This is a genomic window from Mycobacterium neumannii (genome assembly GCF_002245615.1).
In the GTDB taxonomy this organism is placed as follows: Bacteria; Actinomycetota; Actinomycetes; order Mycobacteriales; family Mycobacteriaceae; genus Mycobacterium; species Mycobacterium neumannii_A.
This window is the reverse complement of record NZ_NKCO01000001.1, coordinates 404,216-421,374: the sequence shown is the minus strand read 5'-3', so window position 1 is coordinate 421,374 and position 17,159 is coordinate 404,216. Positions and strand designations below refer to the sequence as shown.

The window sequence follows — 17,159 nt, the reverse complement described above, 5'->3', positions numbered from 1 at the left end:
GGGACGCCATGCAACTGTTGTTCGAGGACCTCGAGGACTTCGGCGAGTTCGACGACTTCGTGTCGGGCGATGTGCGCGACCCCTACACGGAACTGGCGAGGCTGCGTCGCGAAGAACCGGTCCAGAAGATCGAGATCCCGGGTATCCCTGGGCAAGAAGGTAAGCCGATCGTCATGGTCTACCGCTATGAAGAAGCCCAGCAGATGCTGCGGGACAACGAGACGTTCTCGTCGGCGATCATCATCCAGGCGTTCGGGGATGTGTTCGGTAAGCATGTGATGCTCGGAATGGACGAACCCGAGCACGGCAGGCACCGGGCCCTGGTGGCGAAGGCGTTCTCGCAAAAGGCCCTGGCCCGTTGGGAAGATACGCTGGTGACCCCGATCGGCAATGCGCTGATCGACCGCTTCGCCGGCCGGGGACGTGTCGACCTCGTCAAGGAGTTCAACTTCCCGTATCCCACGTTGATCATTGCCGGGTTGCTGGGCCTGCCGCAGGACGACTACGCGCAGTTCCAGAAGTGGTCGATCTCGCTGCTGTCGTTCACCATCAACCCCGAGCGCGGGCGGGAGGCGTCTTTGGCGCTGGCCGACTACTTCCGGCCCATCCTGGCGGCGCGACGCGAGGAACCGCGCGACGACCTGATCAGCCGGCTCGGCGCGGCCGAGATCGACGGGGAAAAGCTCTCCGACGAAGAGATCTTCTCGTTCCTGCGATTGCTGCTGCCCGCGGGTGTGGAGACGACGTACCGGTCGCTGGGGAACCTGTTGTTCGGGTTGTTGTCCAACCCCGAACAGCTCGACGCGATCCTGGCCGACCGGTCGCTGATACCGCAGGCGATCGAGGAAGCGGTGCGTTGGGAGCCGCCGCTGAGCATGATCACCCGGATCGCGAGCCGCGACACCGAACTCGGCGGGGTCCACATCCCCGAGGGTTCGTCGGTGATGCCGGTGCTGGGCGCGGCCAACCGGCAGGACGAGCGCTTCCCACAGCCCGATCAGTTCGACATCTTCCGCGAAGCCAAGGCGAACATCGGCTGGGGCCACGGCGTGCACGTCTGCCTGGGCATGCATCTGGCGCGCCTCGAGATGCGCGTCGCGCTCAACCTCCTGCTGGATCGGCTGCCCAACCTGCGGCTGGACCCCGAAGCCGACGAAGCCTACATCCGCGGGCAGGTGTTCCGGTCTCCGACCGCGCTGCCGATCGTGTTCGACCCCGCGGTCAGCCCGTGACCGATCTGCGCTTTGACGACAGGGTGGTGGTCGTCACCGGCGGCGGCCGTGGGATCGGCCGCGGTCACGCGCTGCTGCTCGCGGCCAAGGGTGCCTGCGTCGTCGTCGCCGACAACGGGGCGCAGATCGACGGTCGCGCATGCGGCTCGCGGCCGGCCGACTCTGTGGTCGATGAGATCGCGAAAGCCGGTGGCCGGGCGGTGGCGTGCAGTGTCTCCGTCGCCGAGGAGTCGGGGGCGCAGGCGGTGGTCGACACCGCAGCCGAAACGTTCGGGCGCATCGACGCGGTGATCAACAACGCCGGCGTCCACGACCCGGGACTTTTCGAGACGCTGTCACAGGACCGGGTCCGCAAGATGCTCGACGTGCACTATTTCGGAACACTTTTCGTCACGCGGGCGGCATGGCCCCATCTAGCCAAGGCGGGCCGCGGGCGGATCGTCAACACCGTATCCGAGGCCATGCTCGGCGGCATCCCCGAACTCACGAGCTACGGCGCTGCCAAAGGGGCGGTCTGGGGGCTGACCCGTACCCTCGCCACCGAGGGCGTGGGCCACGGCATCGGAGTCAATGCGATCGCGCCGCGGGCCTACACCCGCATGTCGGCCTCCCAGGGCCGCCAACTGGCCGAGCTGTACGGCATGTCAGAGGACATGATGGCCGAGATCAACGCGAGCATGCCTCCCGAACTGTGCGCTCCCGCAGCGGCTTTCCTTGCGCACGAGTCGTGCCCGCTCACCGGTGAGGTCCTGCTGACGGGAATGGGTGGTGTCTCACGCCTTGCGGTCGTGCGCACCCAGGGCGTCTGGAAGCAGCCGCTGACCGCCGAAGACATCGCCGAGAACCTCGACCAGATCATGAGTGTCGACGACGCCTACGTGACCGAAGCAACCAGGAGTGTCTTGTGACCGATTTCGAAACCGTCGACTTCTTCACCGATGCGGCTCTTGTTCCCGACCCGTATCCGTATTTCGATCATCTACGGTCCAAATGCCCGGTGGCACAGGCGACCCCGTTCAATGTGCTCGCCGTGACCGGTTACGACGAGGCGCTCGCCGTCTACAAGGACCCCGCGTTCTCCTCCTGCGTATCGGTCGCCGGCCCGTTCTCGGGTATGCCCTTCGGGCCGGGGGAATCCGACGACGTCAGCGAGCTGATCGAACAGCACCGCGCCGCTGTGCCGATGGCCGAACACATCACGTCGCAGGACCCGCCTCTGCACACCCGCACCCGTGGCCTGCTGAACAAGCTCATCACGCCCAAACGCCTCAAGGAGAACGAGGACTTCATGTGGCGGTTGGCAGACCGGCAACTCGACACCTTCCTCGACAGGGGAAGCTGTGAATTCCTGTCCGCCTACGCCAAACCGTTCTCGCTGCTGGTGATCGCGGACCTTCTCGGTGTGCCGGTCGAGGACCATGAGGAATTCAAAGCGGTCTTCGCCATGGAGACAGTCGGCGAACTCGGCAAGGACGCGCCGACGTCGCACAACCCCCTGGAGTGGCTCAACGAGAAGTTCTACTCCTACATCGAGGATCGCCGACGCTCTCCCCGGGAGGACGTGCTGACCGAGCTGGCGCAGGCCAAGCACGAAGACGGCTCGACTCCCGATATCGAGGACGTCATGAATCTGTCGACCTTCCTGTTCGCGGCCGGCACCGAAACGACCACGAAACTAGTCAGCTCCGCGGTCCGGTTCATCGCCGACAACGCCGACTTCGAGAAGAAGCTCCGCGACGACCGCAGCATGATCCCCGCCTTCCTCGAGGAGACGTTGCGGATGGAAAGCCCCGTCAAATCCCACTTCCGGATGGCGCGCACCACCACCAAGATCGGCGACGTCGAGGTGCCCGCGGGGACGACGGTGATGCTGCTGCCCGGCGCCTGCAACCGTGATGAACGGAAGTTCGCCGATCCCAACATTTTCCGGCCTGACCGCCCGAACGTTCGCGAGCAGATCGCGTTCATCCGCGGCGCCCATTCCTGCCCCGGCGCGCCGTTGGCCCGGGCGGAAGGACGGATCTCGTTGAACCGGATTCTCGACCGGATGACCGACATCGCGATCTCCACCGAACACCACGGTCCCGCCGACGACCGTCGCTTCACCTATGAGCCGACCTTCATCATGCGTGGGCTCAGCGAACTGCACATCACGTTCACCTCGCTCGGATGAGGAAGACGCCCGGCGAGCACCTCACCGCGTGTCACGACCCGGCAAGAATCGAAGGAGCATTGACATGACCGGAAAGCTCGACGGCAAGGTCGCTTTCATCACGGGGGCCGCCCGGGGCCAGGGTCGCGCGCACGCGATCGCGATGGCCAAAGAAGGCGCGGACATCATCGCCGTCGACATCTGCCGTGACATCCCGTCCAATCCCTATCCCCTCGCCAGCCCCGAGGATCTCGCCGAAACCGAGCGTGCGGTCAAGGAGATCGGACGGCGCGTCGTCGCTCGGGTCGCCGATGTCCGTGAGCGACACGAACTTCGGGAAGCGGCGGAGGCGGGGGTCGCCGACCTCGGAAGGATCGACATCGTGGTCGCCAATGCCGGCATTTTACCGATGGCGATGGGCAATCCCGACCCGATGGGGTTCGTCGACGCGTCAGACGTCGACCTGGTCGGCGTGATGAACACCGTCGCGGTGGCGCTTCCGCACCTGCCCGACGGTGCGTCGGTCATCGTGACCGGCTCCACTGCAGGCATGATCCGCGGTACCACCACGAGCCCGGACATGGGTCCCGGCGGCGCGGGTTACGGCTGGAGCAAGCGCATCGTGATGGAGTACGTCGACGAGATGTGCCTGCACCTCGCGCCGAGGATGATCCGCATCAACGCCATCCACCCCACCAACTGCAACACCCACTTGTTGCAGAACGAGGGGATGTACGGCGTCTTCCGGCCCGACCTGAAGGCCGAAGGCAAGACACCGACCCGCGAAGACGCCGAACCGCTCTTCACGCTCTTCCAGGCCATGCCGATTCCGTATATCGAGCCCGAAGACATGGCCAACCTCGGAGTGTTTCTGGCCAGTGACGACAGCCGCTACATCACCGGCCAGCACATCCGCGTGGACGCCGGATCGCTGCTCAAGTGGCCCAACGGGCCTGGCGGCTAAGGCCGGTGCAGGAATCCGTGCAGGATCGCCTGCACGAGTTCGTCAACGATCGCCTCGCGCGACGGCGGTCTGTTGCCGAAGAAGGTCGAACGCAGCGCCACCATCCCGACGATCATCGCGACCGTCGAGTGCGCGGGAAGATCGGGCTGATCCGAACGCAGCCCGCGCAGGCGGATACCTTCGGCGCTGATCTGGCCGAGCAGCGTGAGCGCCCGACGGATATCGGCGATACCGGCGCTGTCGATTTCGTCGTCGGTGAGGCCGGCCGAGGAGACAAGGGTCAACAGAAGGCCGCGATGCTCGATGAGCACGTCATAGAGGCGGCCGACGAACTGCCGGGTCAGTTCCTCCTCGGTGACCTTGTCGGGTATGACGGCCTGCCAGGTCTTCCCGAAGTCGTCGACGAAGTCAGTGAACGGGAGAACGAGGGCTTCCCGAAACAGCCCCGCTTTGGAGCCGAAATGCCGGAACAGCAGATATTCGGTGACGCCTGCCGCCTCGGCGATCTCCCGCGTGGTGGTGCTGCGATAGTCCCGGCGCGCGAACAGTTCACGGGCGGCGTCGAGCAGGAGCCGCCGGGCCTCGCCGGGGGCCCTGCGCCCGGCAGGCGCCTCCGGGGCGGATCCCTTCTTCGACGAACGTCGCTGGGGCACGGGACATGACGATAGTCGTCCCTTGACCGGAGCACCGGTAATAGTGTGCACTATTACTGCTGACGCGGGCGCGGAAGGGAAGTGGTCATGGGCCAACTCATCATGCTCGGCACCTTGTTCGGGTTGCTCGTGTTGATCGTCGGCTTGGTGCTGTACTTCGATCCCGAAGCACGCGGCGAGAGGGCGGTCGCGGAGGACGACCGATGAGCACCGAGCTGACGCCGGCGCTCATCGTCGGCTTGTCCTTCGCCTACGTCGGCGGAGTGTTGTTCCTGGCCTACGGCGTGTATCTGAGCATCCGGCGCGGCCGCCTCCATCCGCTGCTGCTGCTGTCGATTTCGGCGATCTCGTTCTCGTGGATCGAGGCACCGTACGACTGGGCGGTGTACGCCCAGTTCCCGCCGGCACTTCCGCGCATGCCCTCGTGGTGGCCGATGAACATGACGTGGGGCGGCGGACTTCCGTCATCGGTGCCGATCGGCTACATCCCCTACTTCGTGTTGCCGGCGGTGATCGGCGCGGGGCTGGGACGGCGGCTGATTAGGCGATTCGGTTGGCGCAGACCACAAACCCTGCTGATCGTGGGTCTGGTCGTCGGGTTCTGCTGGGCGCTGCTGTTCAACGGCTTCTTCGGTCCCCGCCTCGGGGTCTTCTACTACGGGTACGTGATCCCGGGTCTGGCGATCTTCGAGGGCAGCAGGTTTCAGTACCCGCTCTACGACGCGTTCGCGATGGGCCTGCAGATGATGGTGTTCACCTATCTCCTCGGACGAGTCGACTCCCGGGGGCGCAACGTGATCGAGGTGTGGGCGGACAAGCGATCGACGAGCCGTGTCGGATCGTCGCTGCTCTCGATCGCCGCCGTCGTCGTGGTCGGTCATCTCATGTACGGCGCGGTGTTCGCACCACACCTGGCGACGAAACTCGGTGGCTACGTGACATCGGGTCCGACCGAGCAACTGTTCCCGGGCGTGCCGAACCAGCCGCGCTGAGCTCTTCGGCGAATTCGAAAAACCCGACACCGTTTGCGAAGTAGGCTGCGATGATTCGCGGTAGCCGACGCACCCGGGCGCGACGGCCCTGCACCCGCCTACGAGAGAGGGAGGCGGCCATGAGATCTGTCCATCGCTGCCTACTGGTTGCAGTGTCGATCTCGATGGCGCCGGTCGCTGTCGCTCCCGTCGCGTCGGCGGACTGCACGAACGCGGGCGCGGCCACCGTGTGCGCCCAGGGGACCGTACGCGGCGGGGGACCCGATGCCCCGCAGGCCGGTCCGGCTTATCCCGGCTATTGCGTCGACCCCTGGTATTGCAGCGACGACTGGGGCGTCGACATCATCCTCGATCCGGGTCCCCCCGGGATAGACATCGGTCGACCGGGCCGCCCCGGCGGCGGGGGTCCGCGCTAGTAAGCCCATCCGAGTAAGGGAGTTGTCAATGTTGTTGCGACGCAGTGCTGTCGGCGCCGGAGTGCTCGTCGGCGCGATCCTCTTCGGTGCCGCACCCGCCGCCGCCGATCCGCCGAACTGCACGGCCGCCGACCTGGCCGGCGTCATGTCCGGAGTCTCGGCGGGCACATCGTCATACCTGTTCACGCATCCGGAGGTGAACGCGTTCTTCACCGGCCTGAAAGGCAAGCCCAGGGACCAGATGACGCAGGAGATCAAGGCGTACCTCGACGCGAATCCGCGGGTCCGCGACGAGCTGCGGGCGGTCCGGCAGGCCGCGTTCGACTTCCGGGCGCGCTGCGACGTTGCGATGCCCGACTTGCCGATGGGCTAACGAGCGCGAGCGGAGCTGACACACTGGGACAGTGCGCGACACACCGAAGTGCTGGCTGTCCGACATGGACGGGGTCTTAGTCCGCGAGGAACACGCGCTGCCCGGCGCCGCCGAGTTCCTGCAGCGGCTCGTCGACCTGCAGCGGCCCTTTCTGGTCCTGACCAACAACTCCATCTTCACGCCGCGCGACCTGTCCGCCCGGCTGAAGCGGTCCGGCCTGGTCGTACCCGAGGAGTCCATCTGGACTTCCGCACTGGCGACCGCATCGTTTCTCACCGACCAGCTGCCGGGCGGATCGGCGTACGTCATCGGTGAGGCGGGGCTGACCACGGCGCTGCACGAGGCGGGCTACACGTTGACCGACGTCGAACCGGATTTCGTGGTCCTCGGCGAGACGCGGACCTACTCGTTCGAGGCCATCACGAAGGCGATCCGGTTGATCCTCGGCGGGGCTCGGTTCATCGCGACCAACCCCGACGTCACCGGGCCGTCCGCGGAGGGTCCGCTACCGGCCACCGGGTCGGTCGCCGCGATGATCACCAAGGCCACCGGCCGCGAACCGTACTTCGTCGGCAAGCCCAACCCGATGATGTTCCGCAGCGCGCTCAACCGGATCGAGGCCCATTCGGAGAGCACAGTCATGGTGGGCGACCGGATGGACACCGACGTCGTCGCGGGCATCGAAGCGGGCCTGGAGACGATCCTGGTGCTGACCGGGTCGACGACGGTCGACGAGGTCGAGCGGTACCCGTTCCGGCCCAGCCGCGTGCTGCCGTCCATCGCCGAAGCGATCGAACTGGTGTGAGCCGCGGCGGGGTCGCTGCCTACACTGACCCCGATGACCAGCACATCCGAGGCGACGCGACCACTGGCCGGCGTGCGCATTGTCGAGATCTCCAGCTTCGTCGCCGTCCCGCTGGCCGGGATGACGCTGGCCCAGCTCGGGGCGGAAGTGACGCGGGTCGATCCGATCGGCGGCGCCGCCGACTACCGCCGATGGCCCGTCACCGGCGAGGGCGAGAGCATTTACTGGGCGGGCCTGAACAAGGGCAAGCGATCGGTCGCCGCTGACGTGCGCTCCGACGAAGGCCGCGACGTCATCAAGCGGCTCATCGCGAGTAGCGGGATCCTGATCACCAATGTGGCTGGGCGCGAATGGCATTCATACGAAACGCTCAAAGCGCATCGCCCCGACCTGATCCATGTCGAGGTCTCCGGTCGCGCCGACGGCGGCACCGGGGTCGACTACACGGTCAACGCGGGCATCGGTTTCCCTCTGGTCACCGGGCCAGCCGAACTCGCCACACCGGTGAATCACGTGCTGCCGGCGTGGGACGTCGCATGCGGCCTCTACACGGCGCTGGCCGTCGTGACGGCGCTGCGGCACCGCGACGCGACAGGAGAAGGCCAGCGAATCGGCATCCCGCTGGAGAACGTCGCCCTGGCGACGGCGGGCAACCTCGGCTTCTTCACCGAGGTCATGGTCAACGGCAGGGCACGCGAACGCATCGGCAACTCGGTGTACGGCCAGTACGGCCAGGACTTCGTCAGCAGCGACGGGGTGTCGTTCATGGTCGTCGCGTTGACCGGTAGGCACTTCCGCGACCTCACCGAGCTCACCGGTACGACGAAAGCGGTTGCCGCGCTGGCAGAAACGCTGGGTGCCGACTTCTCCGACGAAGGGCAGAGGTTCGTGCATCGCGACGCGTTGAGCGGATTGTTCGCCGAATGGTTCACCGCACACACCGGCGACGAGATCAGCGCCGCGCTGTGGGCGACCTCGGTGCTGTGGGAGCGCTACCGCACCTTCGCCGAGGCGACCACGGAGGACAAGGTCACCGACAACCCGCTGTTCACGTCGCTCGACCAGCCGAGGATCGGCAGCTATCTGGCGCCGGGGCTCCCGATTTCGATCGACGGACAGTATTCGCCCGCGGTCGCGTCGCCGGCGCTGGGGGACGACACCGTCGCCGTGTTGGGCGAGTGGCTGGGGCTGACCGCCGATCAGGTCGACGGCCTGGTCGCGTCGGGCGCGGTGGCGACGGGACGCGCCGGATGAGCAGGCTGCTCGACCTGCTCGAGCTGCGCTCCGGGACGGAAGCAGACGGCTGGGTCGGGCCGGCGAGCGGCCCTGCGGGCAAACGCGCCTACGGCGGTCAGTTCGTCGCGCAGAGCCTGGCCGCCGCCGGCCGCACCGTCGACGGAGACCGGTTGCCGACGAACCTGCACCTGCAGTTCCTGCGCGGCGGAGAGGCAGGCGACGACGTCGACTACACCGTCGCACGCGTCTTCGACGGCCGCACGTCCTCGGCCCGCCGTGTCGAATCCCGGCAACAGTCACGGCTTTTGACGACGGCCACGGTGTCCTTCGCCGTGCCCACCCGCGGCCCGGAGCACGGGCGCCGACTCCCCGCGCTGTACGATCCGGAGTCCTTACCGCGCACCGGTCCCGCCGGGCCCGCGCCGTCGATGCCGCTCGAGGAACTCGATATCAGGATCGTCGACGACAGCTCCTCTGGAGAGTTCGTCCGCCGTCTCTGGTGGCGCGCCACAGTGCCGCTTCCGGACGATCCGATCGTGCACACCCTGATCGCGGTCTATGTGTGCGACGTGTACATGATCGATCCCGCGCTACAGGTTCACGGCCACTCGATGCGGGCGCGCACGCACCGCAGCGGCACCACGGATTCGTCGATCTGGTTCCACCAACCGGTGTTCGCCGACCAGTGGAACATGCTGGAGTCGACGTCGCCCGCCGCCGCACGGGGTAGGGGCGTCGTCACCGGGAACCTGATCCGCACCGACGGGGTCATCGTCGCCACGCTGGCGCAGGAAGGCCTTATCGCGGAGCGGGATTGAGCTTTGCCGAGGCGCTCTGGCTGCGGCGTACCCGCAGCCCTCGACGCGCCATCGTCACCAGATAGGTGAGCAGGATGCCGACGGCAAGCGAAGCGATCACGCCGACGGCGGGGTGGCCGGGGAACATCGCATACACCTGGTAGTGGACGAGGTAGGTGTACAGCGAGGCCTCGGCGAGAACACCGACCGCCACGGTCAGTGCCGCTGGACAGCGGATGCTGGGCAGCCAGATCACCAGGGCCAGACCGCCGAACACGAGGAGCTCTCGCAGCGTGCTGTCGAAGTAGCCGTACAGCGCCACCGCCAGAACCGCCGTCAGCAGCGCCCGCTGCAAGGTCGTGCCGGCCTTAGATGCCGCCCAGCCGATGGCGAAGAACCAGAACGCGAGCATGCTGAACCAGGCGTCTCGGCCCATGTCGAGCCCGAGCACGTCGTAGCGCAACGCCAACCCGGCGACCAGGAACACCACGGCAACCGCGAACGAACGCCGACGCTCGACCCGGTCCATCGCCGGTATGCAGAACAGCAGCGCCAGAGCGACAAGCGTCCACACCAGAATTTCGACGAACCACAGGCGGCCGGCCGTCATGCTGTCATGCGGACCGAGAAACTTATTGGCCAGCAACAGGTTCGTCCAGGTGTAATCCGACGTCCACAGCGAAACGATGCCGACCCACAGCACCGAAGGCACCGCGATCCAGCCGATGGTGTTCCGCAGGTGGCGCACCCGCTTGGTGCGCGACACCGGGGTCAGGCAGAACCGGCCGAAGTTGTACCCGGCGATGCCGAGCAGCAGATGCGCGCCGCCCCACAGCTCGAACAACTCGGCATGCGAACCGACGATCAAGATGATCGCCACAGCCCGCAACGCCACGCTGGTTTCCAGCGTCGCGTCCCACAGCCGCCACCGCGTCCGCGGCCGCTTGACCAGCCTCTCGAGTTCACGAAGCGGCCGCTGCTGCCATCCGGCGGGCAGCTGGCCCAGCGCTCGCTCGAGTCGCACCGACATCGCCACATATGACAGCGAGTTCCCTCCGAGATCGACGAAGCTCGCGTCCGGGTCGACCGCCGCCGGGTCGAGCTGCAGCACGTCGGCGAACACCTCGCGCAGGTCGGTGGTCGACATCGTGTCTGGGCCCCGCGCGAGGTCGCGGACGGTTTGGTAGTCGGGTTTGCCGGACTCCAGCAGCGGCAGTTCGTCCACTGCGACTGCGCGTACGGCCGATGCCGGTATGCCGGCGGCCTCGGCCGCGATGCGCTGGAGATCGCGTTCACTGTGCGCGCCGGCCGCCGCGACGACGAGGCGGTCGTCGTCGTTGGTGCAGAATGCGGTGATACCGCGGGCGCTCAATAAGGACTCGATGCGTTGCAGATCCACGCGCAAGCCGTACATTTTGACGAACCGGCTGGTGCGACCGATGATTTCGTAGAGCCCGTCGGGAGCGCGACGGGCGAGATCGCCGGTGTGCAGCGATTCGACGGTCTTGTTGAGGGCCAGGTCGTCGGGCCCGCGGGCGTAGCCCATCATCACGTTGGGTCCGCGGTAGACGAGTTCGCCCACGGCGTCGTCCGCCCCTTCGGCGGTCGATTCGATCGTGAACGAACCGCCCGGTATCGGCCGGCCGATGGCCTCGGGTCGCGACAGCGCCAATTCAGGTGGCAGATAAGCCATCCGGGCGGTCGCCTCGGTCGCTCCGTACATGACGAACAGCTGCCAGCCGTCGTTTCGGGCCTGTTCTGCGAACCGCCGGACGCGCTCACGCGGCATGCGCCCACCGGCCTGCGTCACGTACCTCAGGTCCGGCAGCTCCATCGCGTCGAACTTGATCCGCTCGAGCAGTTCGAACGTGTAGGGGACACCCGCGAACGAGGTGCCGCGATGGCGGCGGAACAAGTCCCAGAACCGCTCGTCGGTTACCGAGAGATCCGTGAGAATGAGACCGGCGCCGCGGAGCAGGTGACTGTTGACGACCGAGAGCCCATAGCAGTACGACATCGGCAGGGTGGTCGCCGCACGGTCGGTTTCATCGATATCGAGGTAGCTGACAATCGCGCAGGCGTTGGACAGCAGGTTGCCGCGGGAGAGCCGGACGAGCTTCGGTGACCCGGTGGTGCCCGACGTGGACATCAGCATCGCCAGGTTCTCGTGCAGGCGGCGCCCGCCGGTCCTGCGGCGATGGTGGATCACGCCGTCGCCGACCACGGTGTCGGGTTCGTAGGTACGCAGGATCGTCGAGTGCTCCCGCCCGGCTGGGACGGGGAGCACCACATGGTCAGCCGCGAGCGCGGCGAGATAGTGCACGAGCGTGTCGATGTCGTTGCGCGTTTCGAGCAGCACGAGGGATCTGCTATCGCCGAGGTCGGTCATGGCGGCAGTAACCCGATCGGCCAGCGCGGCATAGGTCATGTGCTGCGTATCGGTGTGCACCGCGACGTTGTCGCCGTAGCCGCGGAGGTGCTCGATCAGGGGGTTGATCACAGCGCGACTCCGCTTCCCACCACCTGGATGTGGACCTTCGCGTCGACCTGCGGGGGATCGAGGCTGTGCTGGCGCACGATGATCGGGTCCGCGTCGCCGGCGGGGTCGACGGTCAACAACACGTCGTGGCCGAGGAACTCGACGGCCAGTACAGTCCCGACGCCCTCGAGCCGCTCGGTGTCCGAAACCGCCGTCGCGACCAGCTGTTCGGGCCGGAGGAGCAGCGTCGCAGGGCCCGTCGGACGTGATCTCGTACCGTGCAGGGGGATTCGTCCCAGCACGCAATCGGCGATACCGTCGGTGACCGTGCAGGGAAGTGATATGCAGTCGCCGAGGAATGCGGCGGTGAAATGGTCGGCCGGATGCCGGTACACCTGTTGTGGCGGTCCCACCTGGGTGAACCGCCCGTCGCGCATGACAGCGACCTGATCGGCCACCGACAGCGCCTCCTCCTGGTCGTGAGTGACCAGCAGCGTGGTGACACCGGCATCGATCAGCAGGCGGGCCACGGCTTTTCGCGTTGACGCGCGCAAGCCGGTGTCCAGGGCGCTGAACGGTTCGTCGAGCAGCATCACGACCGGTTTGCGGGCGAGCGCCCGTGCGAGGGCCACCCGCTGCTGCTGGCCGCCCGACAGTTCATGTGGCCGGCGCGGTGCGAAGTCGGCATCCAGCGAGACCGTCTCGAGCAATTCGCCGACCCGGCGGCGAATATCTGCTCGCCGGAGCGGTCCGTTCAGGCCGTATGCGATGTTCTGCCCCACGGTCAGATGTGGGAACAGTGCGCCGTCCTGGGCGACGTAACCGACCGTGCGTCGGTGTGGCGCGACGGCACCGTCCGGGCCGGCGACCTGGCGTCCGCTGATGACGATGATCCCGTCGTCGGGGGTCTCGAATCCCGCGATCAAACGGAGCAGCGTGGTCTTGCCGCAGCCTGACGCCCCGACGACCGCGGTGATGGTGCCCGCCTGCATTTCCAGGTCGATGTGATCGAGCACCGTGTGACCGTTGAACGCCTTGGCCAGCCCGTGCATTTCGGCAACGCTCACAGTGCCGCCGCCTTCGTCGACTGCCGGTACAGCAGCAAGGTCACCGGTATGGCGAGGACCACGAGCACCAGTGCATAGGGTGCCGCCGCCGCGTAGTCGAGTTCGCTGGAGAACGACCAGAACATCATCGCCAGCGTGCGGGTCCCGGTGGGCGCGAGCAGCAGGGTAGCGGTCAGTTCGGTGGCCACCGCCACGAACACCAGCGAGGCCCCTGCCGCCGCGGCGGGAGCGGTGAGCCGCAGCGTCACCCGGAGAAACGTCGCCGTCGGCGAACTGCCCAGCGACCGGGCCGCCTCCTCCAGGCTCGGCGGAACCTGAGCGAGGCCGGCCCGCACGTTGACCAGCGCGCGGGGCATGAACAACAGGACGTAGGCGAACACGATCAATATCACGCTCTGATAGAGGGGGCGCACAAAGTGAATCGTGAAGGTCACCAGCGCCAGTGCCGTGACGATGCCGGGCAGCGAACTGGTCACATAATTGGCGCCTTCGACGACGCGAGCAAGAAAGCCGGTCGAGCGCACCGCAACCCAAGCGACCGGGAACGCGAGCACAGTCGTCACGACCGCTGCGGCCGAAGCCAATCCGACGGTCTGACCCAGCGCCGACAGGATCTCATCGACGATCCAAACCTCGCCGCCTCCCAACCACAGCCATCGCAGGATCGTGCCGACCGGCACTCCGATGGCCAGCACAGCCAGTGCCGTCAGCGCAATCGTCGCCGGAATCACGGTGTGGCGCAGGTGGATCGATGTGACCGTGCGCGGGGCGCCCGAGCCAATCCTGGCGAACCGGGCGTTACCGCGCGCGGCGGCCTCGACGACCAGCAACGCCAGACACAGGAGCACGAGCACACCCGCCAGCATGCTGCCTGCCGCTCCGTCGAAGGTGGCCTGGAACTGCTGGAAGATCGCGACGGTGAAGGTGTCGAACCGCAACATCGCGAACGCGCCGAACTCCGCGAGAAGATGCAACCCGACCAACAACGAACCGCCCAGGATGGCGAGTCGCAGCTGGGGAAGCGTGACGCGCAAAAACACTCCCGCCGAGCCGGATCCCAGCGCCCGCGCCGATTCCTCGACGGCGGGATCGAGCCGCCGCAGCGTCGCGGCGACCGGCAGGTACATGAACGGGAAGTAGGACAGGGTGGTGACCAGCACGCCCGCCGTCAGGCCGTGCAGCGACGGGATCACCCCGATCCAGGCGTAACTGTTGACGAACGCCGGAACGGCCAGCGGCGCAACGAAAAGCGGCCGCCACAGTGTCCGGCCCGGAAGATCCGTCCGCTCCACCAGCCACGCCGTGCCGACACCGATCACCACACACAGCGGGACCGTGACGAGAACCAGGGCGACCGTGTTGACGAGCAGTTCACCGACACGTGGGCGCACCACGAGTTCGTAGGCCCGCGTCCACCCCACCGAGACCGTCGCCCACGCCACATATCCCAGCGGGATGCAGGTGGCCGCCACCAGGATTGCGACGGTGACCGAGATGAGCGGACCGGGCCGGGCCGCCTTGTCCGACCGCGACACCGGTGCCGCGGGCGGGGGGACAGGGGGAGCGGCGGCGACCACTTACAGCAAGCCGGCTTTCGTCATCAGATCGGTGACCTTCTGCGCGTCGAGGTTCGACGGGTCGACGTTCGGCGCCTGCAGAGTGTTCAGCGGGGGCAGGGCGGGGTTCGCGGGCACGCCACTGGCGACCGGGTATTCGAACGACGTGCCCTTCTCGAGCACCTCCTGGCCGACCTTGCCGGTGACGAACCGGATGAACTGCTGGGCCTGGTCCATTCGGTCGGCCGAGGCGAGCACCCCACCACCGGACAGGCTGACGAAGGCGCCGGGATCCTCGTTCTTGAAGTAATGCAGCGCGGTATTGCCGCTCAACTCTTTGGTTTTCGCTTGATCGCGGAACCAGTAGTAGTGATAGATCACCCCGCCGTCGACCTCGCCGGCGTTGACGGCCTTGAGCGTGGCGATGTTGTCGCTGTAGAGCTTGGCGTTGGCTTTCATGGCCGCCAACCACTGCGCGGTGGCCGGCTCACCCTCCAGTTGCAGCAGAGCCGAGACGATAGCCTGGAAGTCGGCCTTGGTGGGAGGCGCGCCCCAGCGGCCCTTCCAATCCGGCTGCTGCAAGTCGAGCAGCGACTTCGGCAGCTGGTCGGGCTGCAGTCGTGAGGTGTTGTAGACGAACACGGTGCTGCGCGCGGCCACCCCGGTCCACTTACCGGTCGGCGGCCGGTACTGCGGCGGCACCTGGTCGAGAGTCTCGGGTGCAAGGTCGGCGAACAGTCCGGCGCGCTCGACCGCGGCCATCGCCGGCGAGTTCTCCGTCAAGAAGACATCGGCAGGCGATGCTTTCCCTTCGGCCACAAGCTGATTGCCGAGTTCGGTGTCACCGCCCTGGCGGTAGGTCACCTTGATCCCGGTTTCCTCGGTGAAGGCGTCAATCCATTCCTTGGTCAGCGACTCGTGCTGGGCGTTGTAGATCAGCAGTTCGTCGCTCTCACCCCCATCCGAGCAGGCCGTGGCGCCGGATGTCAGCGCGAGGGTTGCCAGGACGGCGGCGATCCGCCTCCACCGTGATCGCATACAGGGGGTCCTTTCGCGGTACGTGCAGGTCAGGCCGCAATCTTTAGCTGAGGTTTACCTAACGAACATACCCTGTCGGCCTGGCCGCCCGCAGTTTGCAGAGCAATTCGGCGGGGTAGTTTGCTTGCAACCCGGGGGGGCGGTCGGCCTCGGGACACAGACACCGGAGGACGGGCGATGAAGAGGTCAAAGCGATCAGCAATGGTATGCGGAGCGGCGCTGGCGGCGGCCGGCGTCTTCGGCGCCGTCCCCGTGGCGAGTGCCGCGCCGTGCACGGCGAGCGGGCTGGCGACGACGGCGAGCGGCGTGCTCAGCCAAGCGGGCGGCTACCTGGAGTCGCACCCGGGTGCCAACGAGGTGCTGACCGCCGCGGCGACGCAGCCGCCCGATGCTGCTCGCGCCAATGTGCGGGCGTACTTCACCGCCCATCCCAACGAGTACCTCGACCTGCGTGGGATCGCCGCACCGCTGACCAATATGCGCGCGCAGTGCGGCATCGCCGTCAGTCCCGGTCAGTTGGCGATGCTGTTCGAGGCGATGGGCGAATAGTCACATCCGCCCGGACCGGGCGCGGACGAAGTTGTAGATCCCGAACGCGGCGATGCCGACCGCGGCGAGGATGAGAAGAAACTTGCCGAACGGCGCCTGCCCGAGTGTCTTGACCGCCGCGTCGAGCCCGGTCGCCTTCGCAGGATCGGCCTGCAGCGTGGCCACGATCACGAGCACACCCGCGCCCGCGAGAACCAGCCCCTTGGCGGTGTAGCCCGCGATACCCACGGCGGTGACGCCGGTGCCGCCTGAAGCCCGCAGATCCTTGAAGAACTTTTTCGCCACGCCCTTGTAGACGTGGTACCCGCCGACCACGATCAGGCCAAGCGCGATCGCGACCAACACGGCCTTGCCCCAACCGGATTGCATCATCTGCGCGGACAAGCCGGCGTTCTGTTGTGAACTCTGCTGTCCGCTGCCCATGGCGAAGCGGGCCGCCGAGAAGGCGATCGCGAAGTTGACGACGGCCAGGCCGAGCGATTTCACGCGCTTCCACGCCGGTGTGTCGTCGCGGAAGCGGCCCGAGCCCTCACCCGGTCTCGGGCCGACAATCGCCTCGGCGACGCGCCACAGCCCGAGCGCCAGCAGTCCGGCGGCGACGACCCACAGGAGCACTGCGCCGCCCGTCTGTTGCGCCAAGGTCGCCAGCGCCCCCGACTGGTCGGCGTTGCCGCCGGATCCCAGCGCGATGCGCAGGATCAGATAGCCGACGAGCAGATGCAGCACGCCGCTAATCGCGAAACCGGCGCGCGCGGTGTATTCGAACGCATCGCTGTCGGTCGCGCGGTCGGCGACTCCGTGTAACGAGTTGTCGGTCATGCCGGCGTGTACCCCCTTTTTGACGTCGGCG

The 17,159-nt window shown here is 66.9% G+C and carries 17 protein-coding genes; 11 read left to right on the top strand and 6 right to left on the bottom strand.

Features of this window, described 5'->3' with window-relative positions:
- Positions 1 to 8: 8 nt before the first annotated feature.
- The 4 genes from CEX88_RS02190 to CEX88_RS02175 all read left to right on the top strand — a co-directional run bounded on the left by CEX88_RS02190 (position 9) and on the right by CEX88_RS02175 (position 4,348).
- Complete coding sequence (locus tag CEX88_RS02190; protein WP_094292214.1) at positions 9 to 1,232, top strand: cytochrome P450; 1,224 nt, start codon at positions 9 to 11, stop codon at positions 1,230 to 1,232.
- Positions 1,229 to 2,140 carry an SDR family NAD(P)-dependent oxidoreductase gene (locus CEX88_RS02185; RefSeq protein WP_094292213.1) on the top strand — a complete coding sequence of 304 codons (912 nt, stop codon included), beginning with the start codon at positions 1,229 to 1,231 and terminating at the stop codon, positions 2,138 to 2,140. The genes CEX88_RS02190 and CEX88_RS02185 overlap by 4 nt, the downstream gene beginning before the upstream one ends.
- Complete coding sequence (locus CEX88_RS02180; protein WP_068197952.1) at positions 2,137 to 3,405, top strand: cytochrome P450; 1,269 nt, start codon at positions 2,137 to 2,139, stop codon at positions 3,403 to 3,405. The genes CEX88_RS02185 and CEX88_RS02180 overlap by 4 nt, the downstream gene beginning before the upstream one ends.
- Positions 3,406 to 3,469: 64 nt before the next feature.
- On the top strand, positions 3,470 to 4,348 hold the full coding sequence (locus CEX88_RS02175; RefSeq protein ID WP_066844753.1) for a mycofactocin-coupled SDR family oxidoreductase: 879 nt from the start codon (positions 3,470 to 3,472) through the stop codon (positions 4,346 to 4,348).
- Here CEX88_RS02175 and CEX88_RS02170 read toward each other — a convergent pair.
- Positions 4,345 to 5,001, bottom strand: coding sequence for a TetR/AcrR family transcriptional regulator (locus CEX88_RS02170; RefSeq protein WP_068197949.1), 657 nt, complete (start codon positions 4,999 to 5,001; stop codon positions 4,345 to 4,347). The genes CEX88_RS02175 and CEX88_RS02170 overlap by 4 nt on opposite strands.
- Before the next feature lie 203 nt (positions 5,002 to 5,204).
- On the opposite strand from CEX88_RS02170, the gene CEX88_RS02165 reads away from it, so the two are divergent.
- The 6 genes from CEX88_RS02165 (at position 5,205) to CEX88_RS02140 (ending at position 9,641) form a co-directional block, all read left to right on the top strand.
- Positions 5,205 to 5,993 carry a spirocyclase AveC family protein gene (locus tag CEX88_RS02165; RefSeq protein ID WP_066844746.1) on the top strand — a complete coding sequence of 263 codons (789 nt, stop codon included), beginning with the start codon at positions 5,205 to 5,207 and terminating at the stop codon, positions 5,991 to 5,993.
- A 119-nt stretch (positions 5,994 to 6,112) separates the two neighbouring features.
- Complete coding sequence (locus tag CEX88_RS02160; RefSeq protein WP_202931347.1) at positions 6,113 to 6,409, top strand: hypothetical protein; 297 nt, start codon at positions 6,113 to 6,115, stop codon at positions 6,407 to 6,409.
- A 28-nt stretch (positions 6,410 to 6,437) separates the two neighbouring features.
- A complete protein-coding gene (locus CEX88_RS02155; RefSeq protein ID WP_064416897.1) occupies positions 6,438 to 6,782 on the top strand; it encodes a heme-binding protein in 345 nt (114 codons plus the stop codon).
- 64 nt (positions 6,783 to 6,846) lie between these two features.
- Complete coding sequence (locus tag CEX88_RS02150) at positions 6,847 to 7,587, top strand: HAD-IIA family hydrolase (protein WP_420799173.1); 741 nt, start codon at positions 6,847 to 6,849, stop codon at positions 7,585 to 7,587.
- A 33-nt stretch (positions 7,588 to 7,620) separates the two neighbouring features.
- Complete coding sequence (locus tag CEX88_RS02145; RefSeq protein WP_094292212.1) at positions 7,621 to 8,841, top strand: CoA transferase; 1,221 nt, start codon at positions 7,621 to 7,623, stop codon at positions 8,839 to 8,841.
- Positions 8,838 to 9,641, top strand: a complete 804-nt coding sequence (locus tag CEX88_RS02140; RefSeq protein WP_094292211.1) for an acyl-CoA thioesterase — start codon at positions 8,838 to 8,840, stop codon at positions 9,639 to 9,641. Before CEX88_RS02145 ends, CEX88_RS02140 begins: the two co-directional genes overlap by 4 nt.
- On the opposite strand, the gene CEX88_RS02135 is transcribed toward CEX88_RS02140, so the two are convergent.
- Genes CEX88_RS02135 through CEX88_RS02120 form a run of 4 tightly spaced genes read right to left on the bottom strand, consistent with a single transcriptional unit; the run spans position 9,622 to position 15,760 of the window.
- Positions 9,622 to 12,117, bottom strand: coding sequence for an AMP-binding protein (locus CEX88_RS02135; protein ID WP_094292303.1), 2,496 nt, complete (start codon positions 12,115 to 12,117; stop codon positions 9,622 to 9,624). The two genes, CEX88_RS02140 and CEX88_RS02135, sit on opposite strands and share 20 nt — an antisense overlap.
- A complete protein-coding gene (locus CEX88_RS02130) occupies positions 12,117 to 13,151 on the bottom strand; it encodes an ABC transporter ATP-binding protein (protein WP_094292302.1) in 1,035 nt (344 codons plus the stop codon). Before CEX88_RS02130 ends, CEX88_RS02135 begins: the two co-directional genes overlap by 1 nt.
- 11 nt (positions 13,152 to 13,162) lie before the next feature.
- The gene (locus tag CEX88_RS02125) at positions 13,163 to 14,743 is read right to left on the bottom strand and encodes an ABC transporter permease (protein ID WP_094292210.1); all 1,581 of its coding nucleotides are present in this window, start codon (positions 14,741 to 14,743) and stop codon (positions 13,163 to 13,165) included.
- Entirely contained in the window at positions 14,744 to 15,760 is a 1,017-nt protein-coding gene (locus CEX88_RS02120; protein ID WP_094292209.1) for an iron ABC transporter substrate-binding protein, read from the bottom strand.
- A 177-nt stretch (positions 15,761 to 15,937) separates the two neighbouring features.
- Here CEX88_RS02120 and CEX88_RS02115 point away from each other — a divergent pair, with 177 nt between their 5' ends.
- Positions 15,938 to 16,309 (top strand): heme-binding protein, encoded by a 372-nt coding sequence (locus tag CEX88_RS02115; protein WP_094292208.1) that lies wholly within the window; start codon positions 15,938 to 15,940, stop codon positions 16,307 to 16,309.
- Here the strand turns inward: CEX88_RS02115 and CEX88_RS02110 are convergent, their stop codons facing one another.
- On the bottom strand, positions 16,310 to 17,128 hold the full coding sequence (locus CEX88_RS02110) for a DUF1206 domain-containing protein (protein ID WP_094292301.1): 819 nt from the start codon (positions 17,126 to 17,128) through the stop codon (positions 16,310 to 16,312). It abuts the gene before it with no gap.
- Positions 17,129 to 17,159: the final 31 nt, after the last annotated feature.